General features: G+C 44.4%; 18 protein-coding genes. 7 read left to right on the forward strand and 11 right to left on the reverse strand.

All coding sequences use genetic code 11. The features are described from left to right. Positions 1–2: 2 nt before the first annotated feature. Complete coding sequence (locus G6047_RS08255) at positions 3–1,421, forward strand: glycosyltransferase family protein (protein WP_169527136.1); 1,419 nt, start codon at positions 3–5, stop codon at positions 1,419–1,421. Positions 1,422–1,430: 9 nt separating this feature from the next. Here the strand turns inward: G6047_RS08255 and G6047_RS08260 are convergent, their stop codons facing one another. From G6047_RS08260 to G6047_RS08270, 3 genes are all read right to left on the reverse strand, one after another. Next, complete coding sequence (locus G6047_RS08260) at positions 1,431–1,895, reverse strand: DinB family protein (protein WP_169527137.1); 465 nt, start codon at positions 1,893–1,895, stop codon at positions 1,431–1,433. 76 nt (positions 1,896–1,971) lie between these two features. After that, on the reverse strand, positions 1,972–3,420 hold the full coding sequence (locus G6047_RS08265; protein ID WP_169527138.1) for a glyceraldehyde-3-phosphate dehydrogenase: 1,449 nt from the start codon (positions 3,418–3,420) through the stop codon (positions 1,972–1,974). Positions 3,421–3,590: 170 nt separating this feature from the next. Continuing rightward, a complete protein-coding gene (locus G6047_RS08270; RefSeq protein WP_169527139.1) occupies positions 3,591–4,988 on the reverse strand; it encodes a trypsin-like peptidase domain-containing protein in 1,398 nt (465 codons plus the stop codon). A 199-nt stretch (positions 4,989–5,187) separates the two neighbouring features. Between G6047_RS08270 and dapF the strand changes: the two genes are divergently transcribed. The 5 genes from dapF to G6047_RS08295 all read left to right on the forward strand — a co-directional run bounded on the left by dapF (position 5,188) and on the right by G6047_RS08295 (position 9,262). Next, on the forward strand, positions 5,188–5,970 hold the full coding sequence (gene dapF, locus G6047_RS08275; protein ID WP_169527140.1) for a diaminopimelate epimerase: 783 nt from the start codon (positions 5,188–5,190) through the stop codon (positions 5,968–5,970). Continuing rightward, positions 5,964–6,494 (forward strand): GNAT family N-acetyltransferase, encoded by a 531-nt coding sequence (locus G6047_RS08280; protein ID WP_169527141.1) that lies wholly within the window; start codon positions 5,964–5,966, stop codon positions 6,492–6,494. Before dapF ends, G6047_RS08280 begins: the two co-directional genes overlap by 7 nt. Then, positions 6,491–7,531, forward strand: coding sequence for an endolytic transglycosylase MltG (gene mltG, locus G6047_RS08285; RefSeq protein WP_169527142.1), 1,041 nt, complete (start codon positions 6,491–6,493; stop codon positions 7,529–7,531). Before G6047_RS08280 ends, mltG begins: the two co-directional genes overlap by 4 nt. Next, positions 7,531–8,439: a DUF2279 domain-containing protein gene (locus G6047_RS08290; protein WP_169527143.1), complete on the forward strand. Its 909-nt coding sequence runs from the start codon at positions 7,531–7,533 to the stop codon at positions 8,437–8,439. The genes mltG and G6047_RS08290 overlap by 1 nt, the downstream gene beginning before the upstream one ends. Before the next feature lie 181 nt (positions 8,440–8,620). Beyond that, positions 8,621–9,262 (forward strand): peptidoglycan-binding protein LysM, encoded by a 642-nt coding sequence (locus G6047_RS08295; RefSeq protein WP_169527144.1) that lies wholly within the window; start codon positions 8,621–8,623, stop codon positions 9,260–9,262. Between the two features lie 62 nt (positions 9,263–9,324). On the opposite strand, the gene G6047_RS08300 is transcribed toward G6047_RS08295, so the two are convergent. The 6 genes from G6047_RS08300 to dnaA form a co-directional block, all read right to left on the reverse strand. Then, positions 9,325–10,071: a type 1 glutamine amidotransferase domain-containing protein gene (locus tag G6047_RS08300; RefSeq protein ID WP_235946518.1), complete on the reverse strand. Its 747-nt coding sequence runs from the start codon at positions 10,069–10,071 to the stop codon at positions 9,325–9,327. Continuing rightward, positions 10,071–10,703 carry an NAD(P)H-dependent oxidoreductase gene (locus G6047_RS08305; RefSeq protein ID WP_169527145.1) on the reverse strand — a complete coding sequence of 211 codons (633 nt, stop codon included), beginning with the start codon at positions 10,701–10,703 and terminating at the stop codon, positions 10,071–10,073. Before G6047_RS08305 ends, G6047_RS08300 begins: the two co-directional genes overlap by 1 nt. A gap of 85 nt (positions 10,704–10,788) precedes the next feature. Continuing rightward, positions 10,789–11,352, reverse strand: a complete 564-nt coding sequence (locus tag G6047_RS08310) for a Crp/Fnr family transcriptional regulator (protein ID WP_169527146.1) — start codon at positions 11,350–11,352, stop codon at positions 10,789–10,791. Between the two features lies 1 nt (position 11,353). Then, complete coding sequence (locus G6047_RS08315; protein ID WP_169527147.1) at positions 11,354–12,076, reverse strand: SAM-dependent methyltransferase; 723 nt, start codon at positions 12,074–12,076, stop codon at positions 11,354–11,356. Then, the gene (locus G6047_RS08320) at positions 12,073–12,537 is read right to left on the reverse strand and encodes a low molecular weight protein-tyrosine-phosphatase (protein ID WP_235946519.1); all 465 of its coding nucleotides are present in this window, start codon (positions 12,535–12,537) and stop codon (positions 12,073–12,075) included. The genes G6047_RS08315 and G6047_RS08320 overlap by 4 nt, the downstream gene beginning before the upstream one ends. Before the next feature lie 15 nt (positions 12,538–12,552). Further along, entirely contained in the window at positions 12,553–13,980 is a 1,428-nt protein-coding gene (gene dnaA / locus G6047_RS08325; RefSeq protein ID WP_169527148.1) for a chromosomal replication initiator protein DnaA, read from the reverse strand. A 189-nt stretch (positions 13,981–14,169) separates the two neighbouring features. On the opposite strand from dnaA, the gene G6047_RS08330 reads away from it, so the two are divergent. Then, positions 14,170–14,580: an acyl-CoA thioesterase gene (locus tag G6047_RS08330; protein WP_169527149.1), complete on the forward strand. Its 411-nt coding sequence runs from the start codon at positions 14,170–14,172 to the stop codon at positions 14,578–14,580. Here the strand turns inward: G6047_RS08330 and G6047_RS08335 are convergent. Together G6047_RS08335 and G6047_RS08340 are read right to left on the reverse strand one after the other, a co-directional pair. Beyond that, complete coding sequence (locus tag G6047_RS08335) at positions 14,577–15,185, reverse strand: IMPACT family protein (RefSeq protein ID WP_169527150.1); 609 nt, start codon at positions 15,183–15,185, stop codon at positions 14,577–14,579. The two genes, G6047_RS08330 and G6047_RS08335, sit on opposite strands and share 4 nt — an antisense overlap. Next, a complete protein-coding gene (locus G6047_RS08340; RefSeq protein WP_169527151.1) occupies positions 15,186–15,794 on the reverse strand; it encodes an HAD family hydrolase in 609 nt (202 codons plus the stop codon). Positions 15,795–15,800: the final 6 nt, after the last annotated feature.

The raw sequence follows: 15,800 nt of genomic DNA on the forward strand, positions 1-15,800 counted from the left end.
ATATGCTGAATTTCATAAAACAATCATTCCGGTTTTCGATCAAATCCATTTTAGCGTTCAGCCTGTTGTCTTTCCTGATCTGTGTGGCTGTTTTTAGCCGAAGTTATCCGGATCAATTTTCGTTTCGTGACATGATCTGGTTCCCGATTGGAATACTGCTCTGTGCCGGACTTTATTATTTGTGGATTTGGCTCTTAGGGAAATCGAATCGGTTCACCATATTCTTTTTGAGCACTTTGTCGTTGGCTTGTTATGGTATTGGCCTTGTTTCATTCGATACGCAACCTGTTTCAGATTATAAGATGATCTGGCAAACGGCGAATGAAATTGCCAATGGCACGTTCGACGCCAATCTTTTAAAAGGATATGATTACATGGCAGTTTATCATTGGCAGATTGGAATGGCGGTGCTTGAATCGGTACTCATAAAACTATTCGGATCACATTTTACCGTTTTAAAAGTATTCTCCTGCGTTTGTTCGCTGCTCATCAGTTATCTGGTTTATGTGATTACGAGTTCCAAAATTGGGCTTTCGGCAGGGAAAGCGGCTTATGTACTATCGGCTGTTTTTGTATCGTACATCATGTCGGTGAATCAGCTCAGTAATCATCAATTCGGAACCATCTTTTTGCTTTTGTCATTGTATTTTCTGGATAAGCAGAAGTATAAGTTCGCTTTGTTGGGAGGAATTTTAGCCGCCGTGCTCAACGTATTCCGCGCTATTGCCATCATTGTCCTGGTCGCAGCGATCGTCATCGCAATCTATCGGATGTTGCGCGATGGAAAAGTGGCATTTCATCTAAAAAATCTCGCACTTACCCTTATAGGTTATGCAATTTCCACGGCCTTGTTTTCTGTTGTATTCCTTCAGTTGCATTACACTTCGGGGCCAATCACAGAAAACAGGATTCCGTATTTCAAGTTCCACAAGGGACTAACCGAATACAGTGAGCCATTTACCGATTTAAAACGTTTTGATGGCAATCAGCAGGAATTCAACAACTGGGAGAAAAAAGAGGTAGGGGTTTTACTTGGGAATCCGAAAGGAACTGCGGTTTTTGTCGCCAACAAAATGGTGCGTTTCCTCGGGCTCTTTGACGGACAGTTTGAACACACCTACAACCAGGACGAGACAGTCTGGAAAAAAAATCCGGTAAGGGCATTCTATTCCATTGGATGGATGCAATATGCTATATACGTCTTGCTGGCCCTGATAGGTTATTCGTGGTGGTGCAAACGCAACGATTTGGATATTTTCCAGGTTTGGTTCGTTGGCAATACGCTGGTTTATTTGTTCATAGAAGCCATTTCACACTACAGGTTCGAGCATTATATTTTTATTTTTATGATGGCGGGCTGCGGATTTACAGTGATTAAAAACAGATTTTCTGCAAAAGCTGAAGATTCGGTTATATCCTGATTCGGTCTCTTACAAATTATATTTCACAAGCCAGACGAGTTGTCCCAAATGATAACTGTCGTGTTGCAGGATTCCGTGTATCACATCCCGGACGCTGTAACTTGTGCCCTTATATTTTTCAGATGCCTTATCATCGTCATACTGATGTTCCAGAAATGACAGCCATTCTTCCTGTGTTTTGGCTAAATTATCGAGAGCAGTTTGCCATGCTTTTGCAGATGTGTCAATGACCGGACTAAAAAAATTATCCTGTGGGCTTTGAAGCTGGTCGCCTTTGATCCGGGTCAGTACATGTTGGCGCCAACAGGCCATATGATGGACAATTTGCCAGATTGAATTCGGGACGGTTTTAGGTTGTGCCGATGCTTTATCCGCCGATACATCTTTGAGCGTTGCCATTATGGTATTGTCAAGCCACGGATTGCCGTCAAAAAGCGATTCGAACTGACGTGCAAGGAATTTATTCTCATTCATGATTTCGAGATATTGAAAATTTAAGGTAAAAAAAAATCCGTCGGGAATGACGGACTTTAGGTTAAGATTGACATGCTCAATAAAACGTGTAGCGTCTTACATTGGAAATATACTTGGCCAGACGAATTACCTGGTGGCTGTATCCGAATTCATTATCATACCAAACATACAACACAATATTTTTCCCGTCAGGTGAAACGATGGTCGCATTGCTGTCAAAAATAGATGGTGCCGATGTGCCTACGATATCAGATGAAACCAATTCGTTATTCAATGAATATTTGATCTGTTCGACCAATTCACCTTCGAGTGCATATTTTTTCAGAATCGCATTTACCTTATCGATAGTCGTCTTTTTTCCGACTTCAAGATTGAGCACGACCAAAGATCCGTTCGGCACAGGCACACGGATGGCATTCGAGGTCAGTTTTCCTTCCAAAGATGGCAATGCCTTGGCCACAGCACTTCCGGCACCGGTTTCGGTAATGACCATATTCAAAGCCGCAGCACGTCCACGACGGTATTTCTTGTGCATATTGTCAACCAGGTTCTGGTCGTTGGTGTAGGCGTGGATGGTTTCGAGATGGCCTTTGATGATGCCGAGCGTATCTTCTACAGCCTTCAAAACCGGTGTAATCGCGTTAGTCGTGCACGAAGCAGCCGATACGACGAGGTTGTCGTCCGGTTTATAAGCCGAATGATTGACACCGTGAACAATATTCGGGATGCCTTTTCCGGGTGCGGTCAGCAACACGCGTTCGACCCCGACAGATTTTAGATGGCGTTCGAGTTGTTCCTTGGTCGTAAATGCACCTGTGTTGTCGATTACCAAAGCATTTTCGATTCCGTATTTGGTGTAATCGATGTCTTCCGGTTGGGCTGCGCTGATGATATGGACGGTAGTTCCATTGATGATAAGCGCCTGTTTGGAGGCATCTGCGACTACAGATCCTTCAAAGTCTCCGTGAACCGAATCATAACGCAACAACGAAGCGCGTTTTTCCAAAGTAGCCGCGTCATTTTTATCACGCACCACGATGGCACGAAGACGCAGTTGTGTCCCTTTTCCGGTTTTCGACATGAGTTCACGTGCCAGTATTCGCCCGATTCGCCCGAATCCGTAAAGCACCACATCTTTGGGGCCGTTATTCTTGAAGTCTTTTGCTTTGCCGAGTTTGTCGATTACAAATGCCTTCGCGTTGTTTTTGGTATTGTCGCCTTTGCGGTATTCGAACGTCAGTTTGCCGATGTCTAGTTTTGCCGGTGGCAGATCGAGGTCAAGCATAGCTTTGGCGATTTCGACCGAATCGAAAATAGAAATCGGTTTTCCGACGAATTCGGCTGCATAATCGTGCAGGTTGATGATATCGCTCACGTTGCGGTTGATGAGCTGGTTGCGGAACAAAACTATTTCTATCGATTTGTCATACCAAAGATCACTGATGATCCTGATGAATTCAACGGCCGCACGGCGTCTGTGCGTTTGCAGATTTACTTCTTTTTCGTACTGGGTCAATGTTGTCATGAAGGATTTGTAGTTGGATTTTGCGGCAAAAGTAGGTAATAGCTTAGAGTTGCGAAAACGATTGCGTAAAATAATTTGCCAACAGATTTAAAGTTCGGAAGGTTGGCTTCATTGGATAAAAAAAAGCCGCCTGAAAAGGCAGCTTCTTTAATTTGCTGTTATATTGTTTGTCACAGAATCACACGCACCATTTCACCTTGTGCCGTAATAAGCTGGACTTGTACCGATTGATTGTCGTCGATATCATCGATCAGTTTTCCGACACTTTCCACATCAGAAACCTTTACATTTCCAATCGAAAGGATTACACCGCCTTTGAGTTCTTCGGTGTATTGTGCCAGACGTTCGTTGTTTACATCTTCAATCTTGACGCCGTATTGGGTGCGGAATTTTTTCTTCTCGGCAGCACTTAGGTTGGAAAGTGACATGCCTTTGAATTCAACTGCGGCATAATCGTTTTTGATGAGTTTCACCGGAGTCGAATAGGTTTTTCCATCGCGAATATATGTTACCTGAACAATGTCGTTCGGGCGTTTGGTATTGATGACGCCAGTAAAATCAGCATAAGAAGAAATGGTGTGTTTGTCTATGTCCACAATAACGTCGCCTGCTTCGATTCCGGCTTTTTCAGCACCCGATTTTGGAGTGACTTCGCCAACATAAAAACCTTGGGTCTGTGAAACTTTGAGTTCTTTGGAAGCGGCGCTGTTAAGCTCGGCACCCCGTATTCCCATCACGGCACGTTGGACGTTTCCATATTCCATGATATCTTCAATGATTTTACGCGCAATGTTCGATGGAACTGCAAACGAATAGCCTACATAAGAACCGGTCATAGAAGAAATCATCGTGTTGATCCCAACGAGTTCGCCATGTGTGTTGACGAGTGCGCCACCTGAATTTCCAGGATTGACGGCGGCATCGGTCTGGATGAACGACTGGATCCCGTCATTGGCTAAATTCCTTGCTTTTGCCGATACGATCCCGGCGGTAACGGTAGAAGTGAGGTTGTACGGATTTCCGACAGCAAGCACCCATTCGCCTACCTTAATGTCATCTGAATTCGCGAAAGTCGTGTACGGAAGCTTGCCGTCTGCATCGATTTTCAATAGCGCAATATCCATTTTTGAATCGGTGCCTATGAGTTTGGCTTTGTACGATTGCTTGTTGTTTAGCGTCACTTCAAGTTCTGATGCACCTTGTATCACGTGATTATTGGTGACAATGTAACCGTCTTCTGAAATAATAACGCCCGAGCCTGTCCCAACCTGTTCCTGTTGCTGGCCGCCTCGGTATCCGTAGAAATATTCCATCATCGGGTTGGAAACGGTACGGTAAGAAGTGTTTTTGACGTGGACCACATAATGGACGGCTTTGTCAGCAGCCTGGGTGAAGTCTACGGTTTCCGCTCCGCCCATGGAGACATTTCGGGAGTAATTTTCAGGAGCGGAAGTAGTTATGGATTTTTTATTGTCGAAGAAATCTTCGTTAGAAAGTAATTTGTAGGCGCCCAATGTTGTAGCGCCACTTAGTAATGCAACTAAGAATAAACGGGAGAACCTTTTCATGTTATAAATTAATTTTGGTCGATTTATGAAGCCTTGTCAATTAAATGTTTCGGGGCTTCGGTTTGTTTGATGAATTATTCGGTATTTAACTATAATGATTAGTTAACCGTAAAAGTATTTTGAATATTGTCCGGCTGAATTCACTTTAACCGAGGTTTAACAATGCACTCCGTTAACCGATTCTTCGTAATTTTGCACCATGCAAATCCACTTTGAAAAATACCAGGGAACAGGCAATGATTTTATTATGGTAGACGATCGTTCGCTCACCTTTCCCCAAAATGATACCAGCCTCATTGCCAGGCTCTGCGACCGCCGTTTTGGCATTGGGGCAGATGGTTTGATCCTGCTTCAGGATGACAAAATTTCCGGATTGAAAATGGTGTATTATAATTCAGATGGCAATACGAGTTCGATGTGCGGAAATGGCGGACGGTGTTTTGCGGCTTTTGCAAAGAAACTGGGATTGGTTTCAGATTCGATTGCATTCGATGCTGCGGACGGACCACATTCGGCTACAATCGCATCAGACGGAACCGTGTCTTTAGGAATGGCAGATGTAAGCCGGATTGATATTTTTCCCGATCATACGTTTCTCGACACCGGCTCGCCCCATCATATTGAGATGTCTGATAACCTGATGAAAATTGATATCAGGAAACAAGGTGCCGAAATCCGATACGGAGAACTTTACGGAACCGCCGGCAGCAACGTCAATTTCGTGCACCCGGAAACCGATGGGACTTTCTCGATCCGTACGTATGAAAGAGGCGTGGAAGACGAAACACTTTCGTGCGGAACCGGTGCGACTGCGGCAGCGATTGCCATGCATGTATTGGGCAAGACATCACGAAACCGTATCGGGATAAACGTGATGGGCGGAAAGCTCGAAGTTGATTTTACAGCGAAAGCCGGGAAATACACCGACGTACTTTTGATCGGCCCCGCGGAATTCGTCTTCAAAGGAGAAATTACATGCTGATAGGAAAAGACGTTTATTTACGGGCGCTCGAACCCGAAGATCTGTCGTTCATCTACACCGTCGAAAACGATACGTCGCTTTGGGAAGTCAGCAATACACAGACGCCTTACAGCCGTTTCCTGATTAAGCAATATCTCGAAAACGCACATCAGGATATTTACCAGGCCAAACAATTGCGTATGGCCGTTTGCCTTAACGGAAGCCTGAAAGCTGTCGGGCTCATCGATTTGTTCGATTATGACCCGAGGCATCTGAGAGCCGGAATCGGAATCGTAATCCGCAATGAAACCGACCGCAATTCAGGATACGGAAGCCAGGCATTGGAACTGCTTATCGATTATTCATTCACCCATTTAGGGCTGCAACAACTTTACGCTAATATTGATCCGGCCAATACGCCGAGTGTGTCGCTTTTTACTAAATTTGGCTTCGAGATCATCGGCGTCAAAAAACAGTGGAACCGAATCAACGGCCAGTTCAAAGATGAAGCCCTGTATCAACTAATCAACTCGAATTTTAAGTGAAAGCCAAAAAAATAATAGGCATCGTTTCGGTCATCATCGTTACAGTTGCCATCGCTTACGGATACAAATTATACAGTGATATTTTTGCATCGAATACCAGTTTCAATGAGCCGGAAGTAGCTGTTTTTGTTCCGACTAATGCCAATTTTGAAGTCGTAAAAGACCTGTTGAAACCGTATGTCAAGGATATCGAAAAAATACAATCGGTAGCCGAGAAGAAATCGTTTGTCACCAATGTAAAAGCCGGAAAGTTCATTCTTAAAAAAGGAATGAACAGCAACGACATCATCAATGCGATGCGTCAGCCGGTAGCCATAAAAATCAATTTCAACAACCAGGAACGGCTTGAAGATCTGGCAGGAAGGATCGGACAACAAATCGAAGCCGACAGCACAAGCCTGATGAAATCGTTCCTCGATCCGGAATTTTTGAAGGAGAACGGATTCAATGAAGACAATGTACTGAGTATGTTCATCCCGAACCAATATGAGTTCTTCTGGAATACGAACGCCGATAAATTCCGCGATCGTATGGCCAAGGAATACCGAAAGTTCTGGAACGAAGACCGGACGAAAAAAGCAGAAGCACTCGGGTTGACGCCACTGCAGGTTTCGGCACTCGCATCTATCGTCCATAAAGAAACCGTCAAGACCGATGAGCGTCCGCGTGTGGCAGGGGTATATCTGAACCGACTCAACAAGGGCATCAAGCTGGAGGCTGACCCGACCGTAATCTATTCGGTCAAGAAGAATGCAAACGATTACAGCCTTGTCATCAAACGTGTCCTTAACAAAGACCTCGCAACAGATTCTCCATACAATACCTACATGTACGCCGGTTTGCCTCCTGGCCCGATCGCAATGCCTGATATCACGGCTATCGATGCCGTCCTGAATCCGGAAAAACACAAATACATATACTTCTGCGCGAGCGTGACCAATTTCGGTTATCATGAATTCGCGATTACGCCGGCCGAACACGAGGCTAATCGTCAGAAATATGTCGCCTGGATCAACAGTCAGGGCATCAAAAGATAATGAAGGCGGTTTGGTTGTGCCTGCTATTGTGTTGCAGTGCCTGTGTTGGGCAAAGCGGAATCAATACATTTCTGACGCCTGCCGATTCGTTGCATACTTCCCGAAGAAACGGTGTCATTATTTCCCAGGCGGTTTTAGCTACGGCAACATATACGGCCTTGAGCAATTTGTGGTATAACGATTACCCGAAATCTGATTTCCATATCATAAAAGACGGTGGCGAATGGCTTCAGATGGATAAAGCCGGTCATGCCTTTTCATCATATAGTTTAAGCCGCATGAGTGGCGAACTTTACGAATGGAGCGGAATGAGTCGCAACAACAAAATTATTTTTGGTACTGCGACAGGTTTTGTCTTTATCTCTGCAATCGAAATTTTTGACGGCTATTCGAGTAAATGGGGTGCTTCCATGTCTGACATTGGAGCCAATGCGGCCGGAAGTTTACTTTATGCCGGACAGGAATTATTGTGGGACGACCAGCGTATCCTTATGAAGTTCTCGTTTCACACCACGCCTTATCCATCGGCTCGTCCAGAGGTTTTAGGAAGTACGATAAGCGAACAGATCGTGAAAGATTACAACGGGCAAACGTATTGGCTTTCGGTCAACCTGAATTCATTCTTAAAAACCAAATCTGTCCCAAATTGGCTTAACGTCGCTTTTGGTTATGGAGCCGAAGGAATGACGACGGGTGAGGAGTTTCCGCCTGCCAATTCGGTTTTCTTTGAACAGAAGAAACGCATCAGGCAATTTTACTTCAGCCTTGATGCCGATTTAACCCGTATCAAGACGAAATCCCATGTGTTGAAAACTGTTTTTTCAGCAGTCAATACCATCAAAATCCCATTCCCGACCCTTGAGGTAAATGGCAATGGAAAGGCTTGCTTCCGCGGATTATATTTTTAGAAAATATTAACTGCCTGATTTTCAATATTAAAATAATTGCCTTATATTTGCCCCCGCAGAAATTTTCTGTTCGATACTCTATAATGGAATGACTTTCAGTTCGCTGATCCAATCCCAGAGTTAAGCCAAAACAGGTGTTGCCACGTGTTGCAGTGATGTCGGCAGAAAGAAAAAACAATGAATGTTTACCAAATGGGCATACTTCGCAGGAATTTTTACCCTAGTACTAACGCTAAGTTCGGGTCTAAAACCACTTAGTATTTCAGACATCGAGTGGTTCCATACTACTCACGACGGACTAACCTACTCGTTACCGTCACAGGATAAGGCAGACTACTCCGTATCTACGACCAGCTTGCTTTTTCCAGGGAAAATCTTTACCGCTTTCAAAGAGGCGATTGCCTTCAAAGAATCACAAGGACAATACAGATTGGTGAATTCTTACGGATATATGGGCAAATATCAATTTGGCAAAACGGCTCTTCGTGCCATCGGAATCAAAGACTACTCGAATTTCCTTAAAAACCCGGAATTGCAGGAACGCGCTTTTGTCGCTTTATGTGCCAAAAACAAATATGAACTGCGCAATGAAATCCAGAAATACGATGGAAAAGTTGTCGGTGGTGTGAAAGTTACGGAATCAGGAATGCTTGCTGCAGCACATTTGCTCGGAGCCGGATCTGTAAAAAAATACCTCAAATCGAACGGAAATACCAGAATCCGCGATGGATACGGAACGTCACTCAGAAGTTATATGCGTAACTACGGCGGATATGAAACTTCGCAAATCGAAGCAGACGCCAATGCAATGGCAAGGATGTAATGTGCTAAAATAAATATAGAAAAGCCGGCCATTTGGAACCGGCTTTTTTGTTTATGGAAAGATCAGTTCAATCCTTTCGCAATCAATTTACCTACTTGGGTCGCCGAAGCCGGGTTCTGTCCGGTAATGATGCGTTGGTCAGAAACGGCAAATTCCTGCCACATAGCCGTCTTTTCATATCTTCCGCCGCGTTCGATAAGTTTTGATTCTAAAAGGAACGGAACAATATTTTCGAGTTTTACAGCTTTTTCTTCTTCATTCGTGAATCCGCTGACCCGTTTCCCATCGACAAGATACTTGCCGTTGCTGAGCTTGATGTTGACGATGCCGGCTGGGCCATGACATACCGCTGCTACGATTCCACCATTTTCATAAATCAAGGCAGCTATGTTTTGCAGCTCCTTGTTATCGGGCAAATCCCACATGGCTCCGTGTCCACCGGCGTAATAAATGGCTATATAGTTTGCAGGATTTACTTCGGACGGTTTCAGCGTATGTTCAATCTTGTTCCGATACACCGGATTTTCCCAGAATTCCTTGTTGATGGGGTCGTTGAGGTCGAATCCGTCCACCGGAGCTTTTCCGCCTTTAGGGCTGACGAAATCTATTTCATATCCTTCGGCTGTAAGTATATGCCACGGATGTGAAACCTCGGACAGATAAAAGCCTGTCGGTTCGCCGGTATCTCCTTTTTTGTCATGGCTCGTAACCACGAATAAGATTTTCTTGTTCATTGTCTTTTGTTTTGAAGTTTGGGCAGAGCCGATTACCGAAAGGATCAGCGCTACGATGATGGATATTAGCCTCATTATTGATGTGTTTCGATTACAGATTCAGATTTCAATTCGCCGATTGTTTTCTTAAGATGTTCCAGATATTGGATCCGGTAGGATTCGAAGCGTTCCAGTTCAAGGTTTTTCTCCACATCATGAAAATGAAAGCTTTCAAGCCGTTGCAACGATAGAAAAGCATTCATTTTGTGGAATCCGAAAAGTACGCCGTCATCGACACTAGTCTGCCCGAAAAATTCGTCTTCCAGCGTAAAGGCTGCGGCAGGCGCATTCCAGGTCGAGGTAACCAGATAGCTTTTCCCCTGAAGCAAGCCGGCGGTTCCGTAATTGCGATTGGGATTGTCCATTTTTCGGCCATCGCTGTAATACAATCCTTTGCGATGTCCGACAGTCAGTACATGGTCAAGATATTCCTTGAGTTTATGAGGTAACGAAAACCACCAGATTGGGAAATGATAGATGATGACATCGGCCCAGACAAAATTTTCGACTTCTTTTTCAGGATTATAAGAGGTGTTGATGTCTGTAATCCGGATGTCGTATTTGGAATCTGATGAAAAAAAATCTTTGTCCCATTCCGTAATGGCTTTATTCAGTTTTCCTCCCGAATGTGCAAAAACCTGGGCTCCGTTGATGATGAAAATGTTCATGTGCGTTCTGTTTTGATAGCACAAATTTCATAAAGGGAAAGCGTTGGGGTCGGTGATATATGTCACTAAAATCAATTGACCTATGTCACTTTCCGGACAATCGGCTCAAGGTTTCGCGCGATACGCCAAGATAAGCGGCGATGAGTTTTTTGGGGACGCGCTGCAATAATTGCGGATAAGTAGCTATGAGTTGTTCGAATCTTTTTTCGGCAGAATTCGTAAGCAGCGAAAGCACTCTTTTTTGCAAACCGACGTAACCTGCATTGGATTTTTTTAGGAAAAATTGCTCCATTTTACGAAACTCGGCATGCAATCGGGTTTTATCTTCAAGGCTTAACGAAAGCACTTCGACATCTTCGAGGCATTCGATTGAAAGAATCGAATTTTCCCGTTTCCAGAAGGCGTTATAATCTGTAATCCACCAGTTTTCCCAGGCGAATTGAAGGATGTGTTCCTTTCCGTCAGCATCGGTAAACGAAGATTTCAAAAGGCCTGACAACACAAGGTATTCGTTTTTGGCCAAATCGCCTTCTTCGAGAATGACCTGATGTTTTTTGTATTTTTTGTAGACGAAGAAGGACTGAATCTGCTCAAATTCCTCATCGGTCAACGATATGATTTCCTCAAGATGTTGGCGAAACCGATGCATGTTACGGACGGTGCAGGATGAAAATAGCCGGTCTGTTCTGCAAATCTACCGTGGCTTTTTTCCATTCCGAAACTTTCAGCGTCCGGATGAATTCTGTCGGAAGTGTAATGTCAGCGGCAATGCAAAGGCGTGTATCGGGTAGCAGCATCGATAGTAAATCCTCAATGAGTTTATTGTTCCGATACGGTGTTTCAATGAAAATCTGGGATTGGTCTTTATCGGCAGATAACTTCTCGAAATTTTTCAACGCCGATTTTTTGTCAGATTTGTCAATCGGCAAATAGCCATTGAAGGCGAATTGTTGTCCGTTCATTCCCGATGCCATAAGTGCGAGCAGGATGGAGGATGGGCCGACCAAAGGAATCACCTGTATGCCCTTTTCGTGTGCGAGTTTGACAATGACCGCACCCGGATCGGCAACTCCCGGACAACCGGCTTCTGACATCAAGCCGACGTTCCGGCCTTCGAGCATCGGCTTGATCATATCGGCGAACTCGGTTTCTTCGGTGCGCTTGTTCAGTACATGGATTCGAAGTTCCGATTGTTTTTTTTCAGGATTTGTCTGTTTGATGAACTTTCGCGCCGTCTTTTCATTCTCGACGACAAAATCAGAAATGAAATCGATGGTTCTTGAAATGGTTGCGGGAAGTACATCGTTGACTTCGGATTCTCCAAGCGTTGTCGGGATCAGATATAGCTTTCCGGTAAATGAAAACGGTTTCATTGCTGAGCGTTTTTGAGGTCGTCCGCGATAATCGTAGTCGCTTCATCGAGCATGGCGTACACTGAATTGAATCCGTTCTGCATCCCAAAATACGGATCGGGAACGTCAACTTTTTCACCCGGAAACAAAACGTCGAGTATCATCTGCACTTTATTGCGGTCGTTTTCGGTCCGGGCCAGTGAAAGTACATTTTCAAGATTGCTCGCATCCATGACATAGATGTGGTCGAATTCATCGTAATCGCGAACCGAGAATTGGCGCCCGCGCTGAAGAGAAATATCGACCCCGTTTCGTTTGGCGACTTCAACGGAACGCGGATCTGGCGAATGGCCAATATGCCACGCACCGGTTCCGGCCGAATCGACATAGAAAGTATCCTTGGGAAGTTTATGTGCCAAAAGTCCTTCTGCCAACGGAGAACGGCAAATGTTTCCCAGGCAAACCATGAGGATTTTGACCATAATTCTGCGTAAAACTTAAAGCGAAAGTTTCTTGTTGATGTCTTCCACGAACTTCTTGAACTGCTTGTCGGTAGAAACCAGGTTGTCTACGGTTTTGCAGGCGTGAAGTACGGTCGCGTGATCGCGGTCGCCAATTTGTGAGCCGATGTTTGCCAGTGATGCCTTAGTGAATTTCTTCGCGAAGAACATGGCCAACTGACGCGCCTGGACTACGTGACGTTTGCGTGTTTTTGACTGAAGCGTCTCGAGGTCAAGCTGGAAATAATCGGATACGATCTTTTGGATGTACTCTATCGAAATCTCGCGTTTGACATTTTTGACGAATTTTTCGACGACATTCTTAGCCAGATCAAGTGTAACTTCCTTTTTGTTGAACGACGATTGGGCAATCAGTGAAATGATGGCACCTTCGAGTTCACGCACGTTCGTCTTGATGTTGCGGGCTACATATTCGATGATATCTTCCGGTATCTCAACACCGTCGCGGTACAGGATATTGCGAAGGATGGCTACACGGGTTTCGTAATCAGGCTGATGCAATTCCGCGGAAAGCCCCCATTTGAAACGAGACAGCAAACGTTGTTCGATGTCCTGCATGTCGACCGGCGCTTTGTCCGATGTCAGGATTACCTGTTTTCCATTCTGGTGCAGGTAGTTGAAGATATGGAAGAAAACATCCTGAGTGCCCGATTTTCCTGACAAAAACTGGACATCATCGATAATCAGCACATCAATTAGCTGATAGAAATGGATGAAATCGTTCCTGTTGTTCTTTTTGACCGAGTCTATGAATTGCTGGGTGAACACTTCTGCTGAAATGTACAATACCGTCTTTTCCGGATATTTGTCTTTGATTTCGACCCCGATGGCGTGTGCCAAATGCGTCTTTCCCAAACCGACACCACCAAAAATAAGCAGCGGGTTGAACGACGTTCCTCCTGGCTTGTTCGCGACAGCCATACCGGCAGAACGTGCCAGGCGGTTCGAGTCGCCTTCAAGGAAATTGTCAAAGCTATAATTCGGGTTTAGCTGGGACTCGATTTTCAGGTTGCGGATTCCGGGAATGACGAACGGATTCTTGAGTTCCGGGCTCAGGTTCCGGACAGGCGCATCTACTTCCTGTGGACGCAACGGGCCGCGAGGGCTGCTTGGCAACTGTTCCGTAAACGGTTGTTTGTTGCCATAGGTGTTCTCCATTTTGATTTTATAGAGTAACTTCGCGTTTTTTCCGAGTTCTTTGGTTAGCGCAACTTTGAGCAGCTTCACATAGTGTTCTTCGAGCCATTCGTAGAAGAATTTACTCGGAACCTGGATGTAAAGTGCATTGTCCGTGAGCTCAACCGACTTGATTGGTTCGAACCAGGTTTTGTAGGCCTGTTCCTGGATATTGTCTTTTATAAATGAAAGACAGTTTTCCCATACCGATTGCGCAGTTTTGCTCATAAACAGCTATAAAATTTTTAGTTATTAAAGGTTATCTTACAAAAGAAAAAGGGGCTTCTCATGTACCTTTTCGGGAGAACAAATATGTGAACAAAAATCGTTAAAAAAAAATAAAAGTGCGATTGTTTTTTGCGAAATATTATTGTAAGCAAGTCGTTAGCGAAACGTTAAAAAATTATGAAAAACCCTATGCATACTGATACTGTCGATATACGTGTAAGATACTCTGAAACCGATCAAATGGGTGTTGTCTACCATGGAAGTTATGTGCCTTATTTTGAGATTGGAAGAGTCGAATGGCTGCGTCGTTTAGGTGTGTCCTATAAGCAAATGGAGCTTGACGGAGTCGCCCTCCCGATTGTTTCCATGACCATAAATTACAAAAAACCGGCACGCTATGATGAGCTTTTGACCATACGCACCACGCTTGCAAAACAGGAATCGGTGCGTATTGAATTCGATTGTGAAATCCGGGATGAATCAGGACAGTTGTTAACAACCGCATATTTCATTTTGGTGTTCGTGGATGTCAAAACCGGAAAGCCCGTAATTCCGCCAGCATACATAAAAGAGCTACTGTCAAAAATCGAAGTTTCCTAAGTTGTTTTTGCGGAGACTTTTACGCCGTTTACACCTGAAAAATAGTCCGGGATTTTCTCCGCTTCGGATTTTCTGACGGATAAGGTCAGCAGACAATCCATTTCCATTTGCTGACTTTCTATCGTTAATTGCTTTTCACGGATGATACGCATGACTTTGTTGAGTAGTTCATAAGTGAAAGACAGATCGAAATAGGAAAGTACCAGCCGGGTTTCAATCGATGCTTCCTCCAATGTGATTTGTGCCGATTTCCTGTATGCTGCAATCAATCCGCCGACACCTAGCTTGATCCCACCGTAATATCTGACCACTACAACAAGAACATTGGTAAGGTCAAAAGATTTAATCTGTCCCAAAATGGGAGCGCCAGCGGTATTCGCCGGTTCGCCATCGTCATTTGCCCGTTCGTAGATTTCACCAGTTCCAATCCGGAATGCAAAACAATAATGGACTGCGTTTGGATGTTGCTTTTTGAGTGATTCAATGATGGGTTTCAATTCATCTGCAGCTGAAATAGGATAGGCATATCCGAGGAATTTGCTGTTCTTTTCCTTGTATAGTGTTTCTGGAACAACTTCAGAAATTGTTTTGTACGTGTCTTCCAATTAAACCGCCTCGAATTTCTTGTCGAACAAATCCATCACGTCTTCTTCGCCTACCTGAAGGTTCCAGACCTTGATGCCGACTTGTTTTGCCGCGTCGGTGTTTTCTGTTTTGTCGTCTATGAACAACGTCTTTCGCGGGTCGAGGTCGTATTTGCGGATAATGGTGTTGAAGACTTCTATATCAGGTTTGCGCATCCCCATTTCATAGGAATAGAATACTTTTTCAAAGCAGCGATAAAAGTCGCCGGCGAATGTCGGCCCGACCATGTCTTCAAAATGGGCAATGTGTATCTGGTCTGTATTGGTAAGTAGGAACATTCTGTATTTTCCGACAAGCATTTGCAGGAACTCCAATCGTTCCAACGGAAAATCACCAATTATGAGGTTCCATGCCTCGCGAATCTGGTCAAGGGTCGCATTTGGGATTTCTTTTGAAAACCCATCTAAGAATTCCTGTTCCGAAACCTTGCCTTTTTCAAAAAGATCATTTAATTGATCGAGTTCAGGAGTCATTCCGGCTAGGCCTAATTTACGAAAAGCCTCTTCTGATGCCTTTCGGTTCAGATTGACGAAGATGTCTCCAAAATCGAAAATGATGGTGTTGATCATTACCAC

Origin of the sequence: Flavobacterium silvaticum (assembly GCF_012911565.1) — a bacterium.
Taxonomy (GTDB): Bacteria; Bacteroidota; Bacteroidia; order Flavobacteriales; family Flavobacteriaceae; genus Flavobacterium; species Flavobacterium silvaticum.

Excerpts from the sequence above, each read along its gene's own strand:
- G6047_RS08255 (WP_169527136.1), top strand. The coding sequence starts at position 3 with ATGCTGAATTTCATAAAACAATCATTCCGGTTTTCGATCAAATCCATT.
- G6047_RS08260 (WP_169527137.1), bottom strand. The coding sequence starts at position 1,895 with ATGAATGAGAATAAATTCCTTGCACGTCAGTTCGAATCGCTTTTTGAC.
- G6047_RS08265 (WP_169527138.1), bottom strand. The coding sequence starts at position 3,420 with ATGACAACATTGACCCAGTACGAAAAAGAAGTAAATCTGCAAACGCAC.
- G6047_RS08270 (WP_169527139.1), bottom strand. The coding sequence starts at position 4,988 with ATGAAAAGGTTCTCCCGTTTATTCTTAGTTGCATTACTAAGTGGCGCT.
- dapF (WP_169527140.1), top strand. The coding sequence starts at position 5,188 with ATGCAAATCCACTTTGAAAAATACCAGGGAACAGGCAATGATTTTATT.
- G6047_RS08280 (WP_169527141.1), top strand. The coding sequence starts at position 5,964 with ATGCTGATAGGAAAAGACGTTTATTTACGGGCGCTCGAACCCGAAGAT.
- G6047_RS08290 (WP_169527143.1), top strand. The coding sequence starts at position 7,531 with ATGAAGGCGGTTTGGTTGTGCCTGCTATTGTGTTGCAGTGCCTGTGTT.
- G6047_RS08295 (WP_169527144.1), top strand. The coding sequence starts at position 8,621 with ATGTTTACCAAATGGGCATACTTCGCAGGAATTTTTACCCTAGTACTA.
- G6047_RS08300 (WP_235946518.1), bottom strand. The coding sequence starts at position 10,071 with ATGAGGCTAATATCCATCATCGTAGCGCTGATCCTTTCGGTAATCGGC.
- G6047_RS08305 (WP_169527145.1), bottom strand. The coding sequence starts at position 10,703 with ATGAACATTTTCATCATCAACGGAGCCCAGGTTTTTGCACATTCGGGA.
- G6047_RS08310 (WP_169527146.1), bottom strand. The coding sequence starts at position 11,352 with ATGCATCGGTTTCGCCAACATCTTGAGGAAATCATATCGTTGACCGAT.
- G6047_RS08315 (WP_169527147.1), bottom strand. The coding sequence starts at position 12,076 with ATGAAACCGTTTTCATTTACCGGAAAGCTATATCTGATCCCGACAACG.
- G6047_RS08320 (WP_235946519.1), bottom strand. The coding sequence starts at position 12,537 with ATGGTCAAAATCCTCATGGTTTGCCTGGGAAACATTTGCCGTTCTCCG.
- dnaA (WP_169527148.1), bottom strand. The coding sequence starts at position 13,980 with ATGAGCAAAACTGCGCAATCGGTATGGGAAAACTGTCTTTCATTTATA.
- G6047_RS08330 (WP_169527149.1), top strand. The coding sequence starts at position 14,170 with ATGCATACTGATACTGTCGATATACGTGTAAGATACTCTGAAACCGAT.
- G6047_RS08340 (WP_169527151.1), bottom strand. The coding sequence starts at position 15,794 with ATGATCAACACCATCATTTTCGATTTTGGAGACATCTTCGTCAATCTG.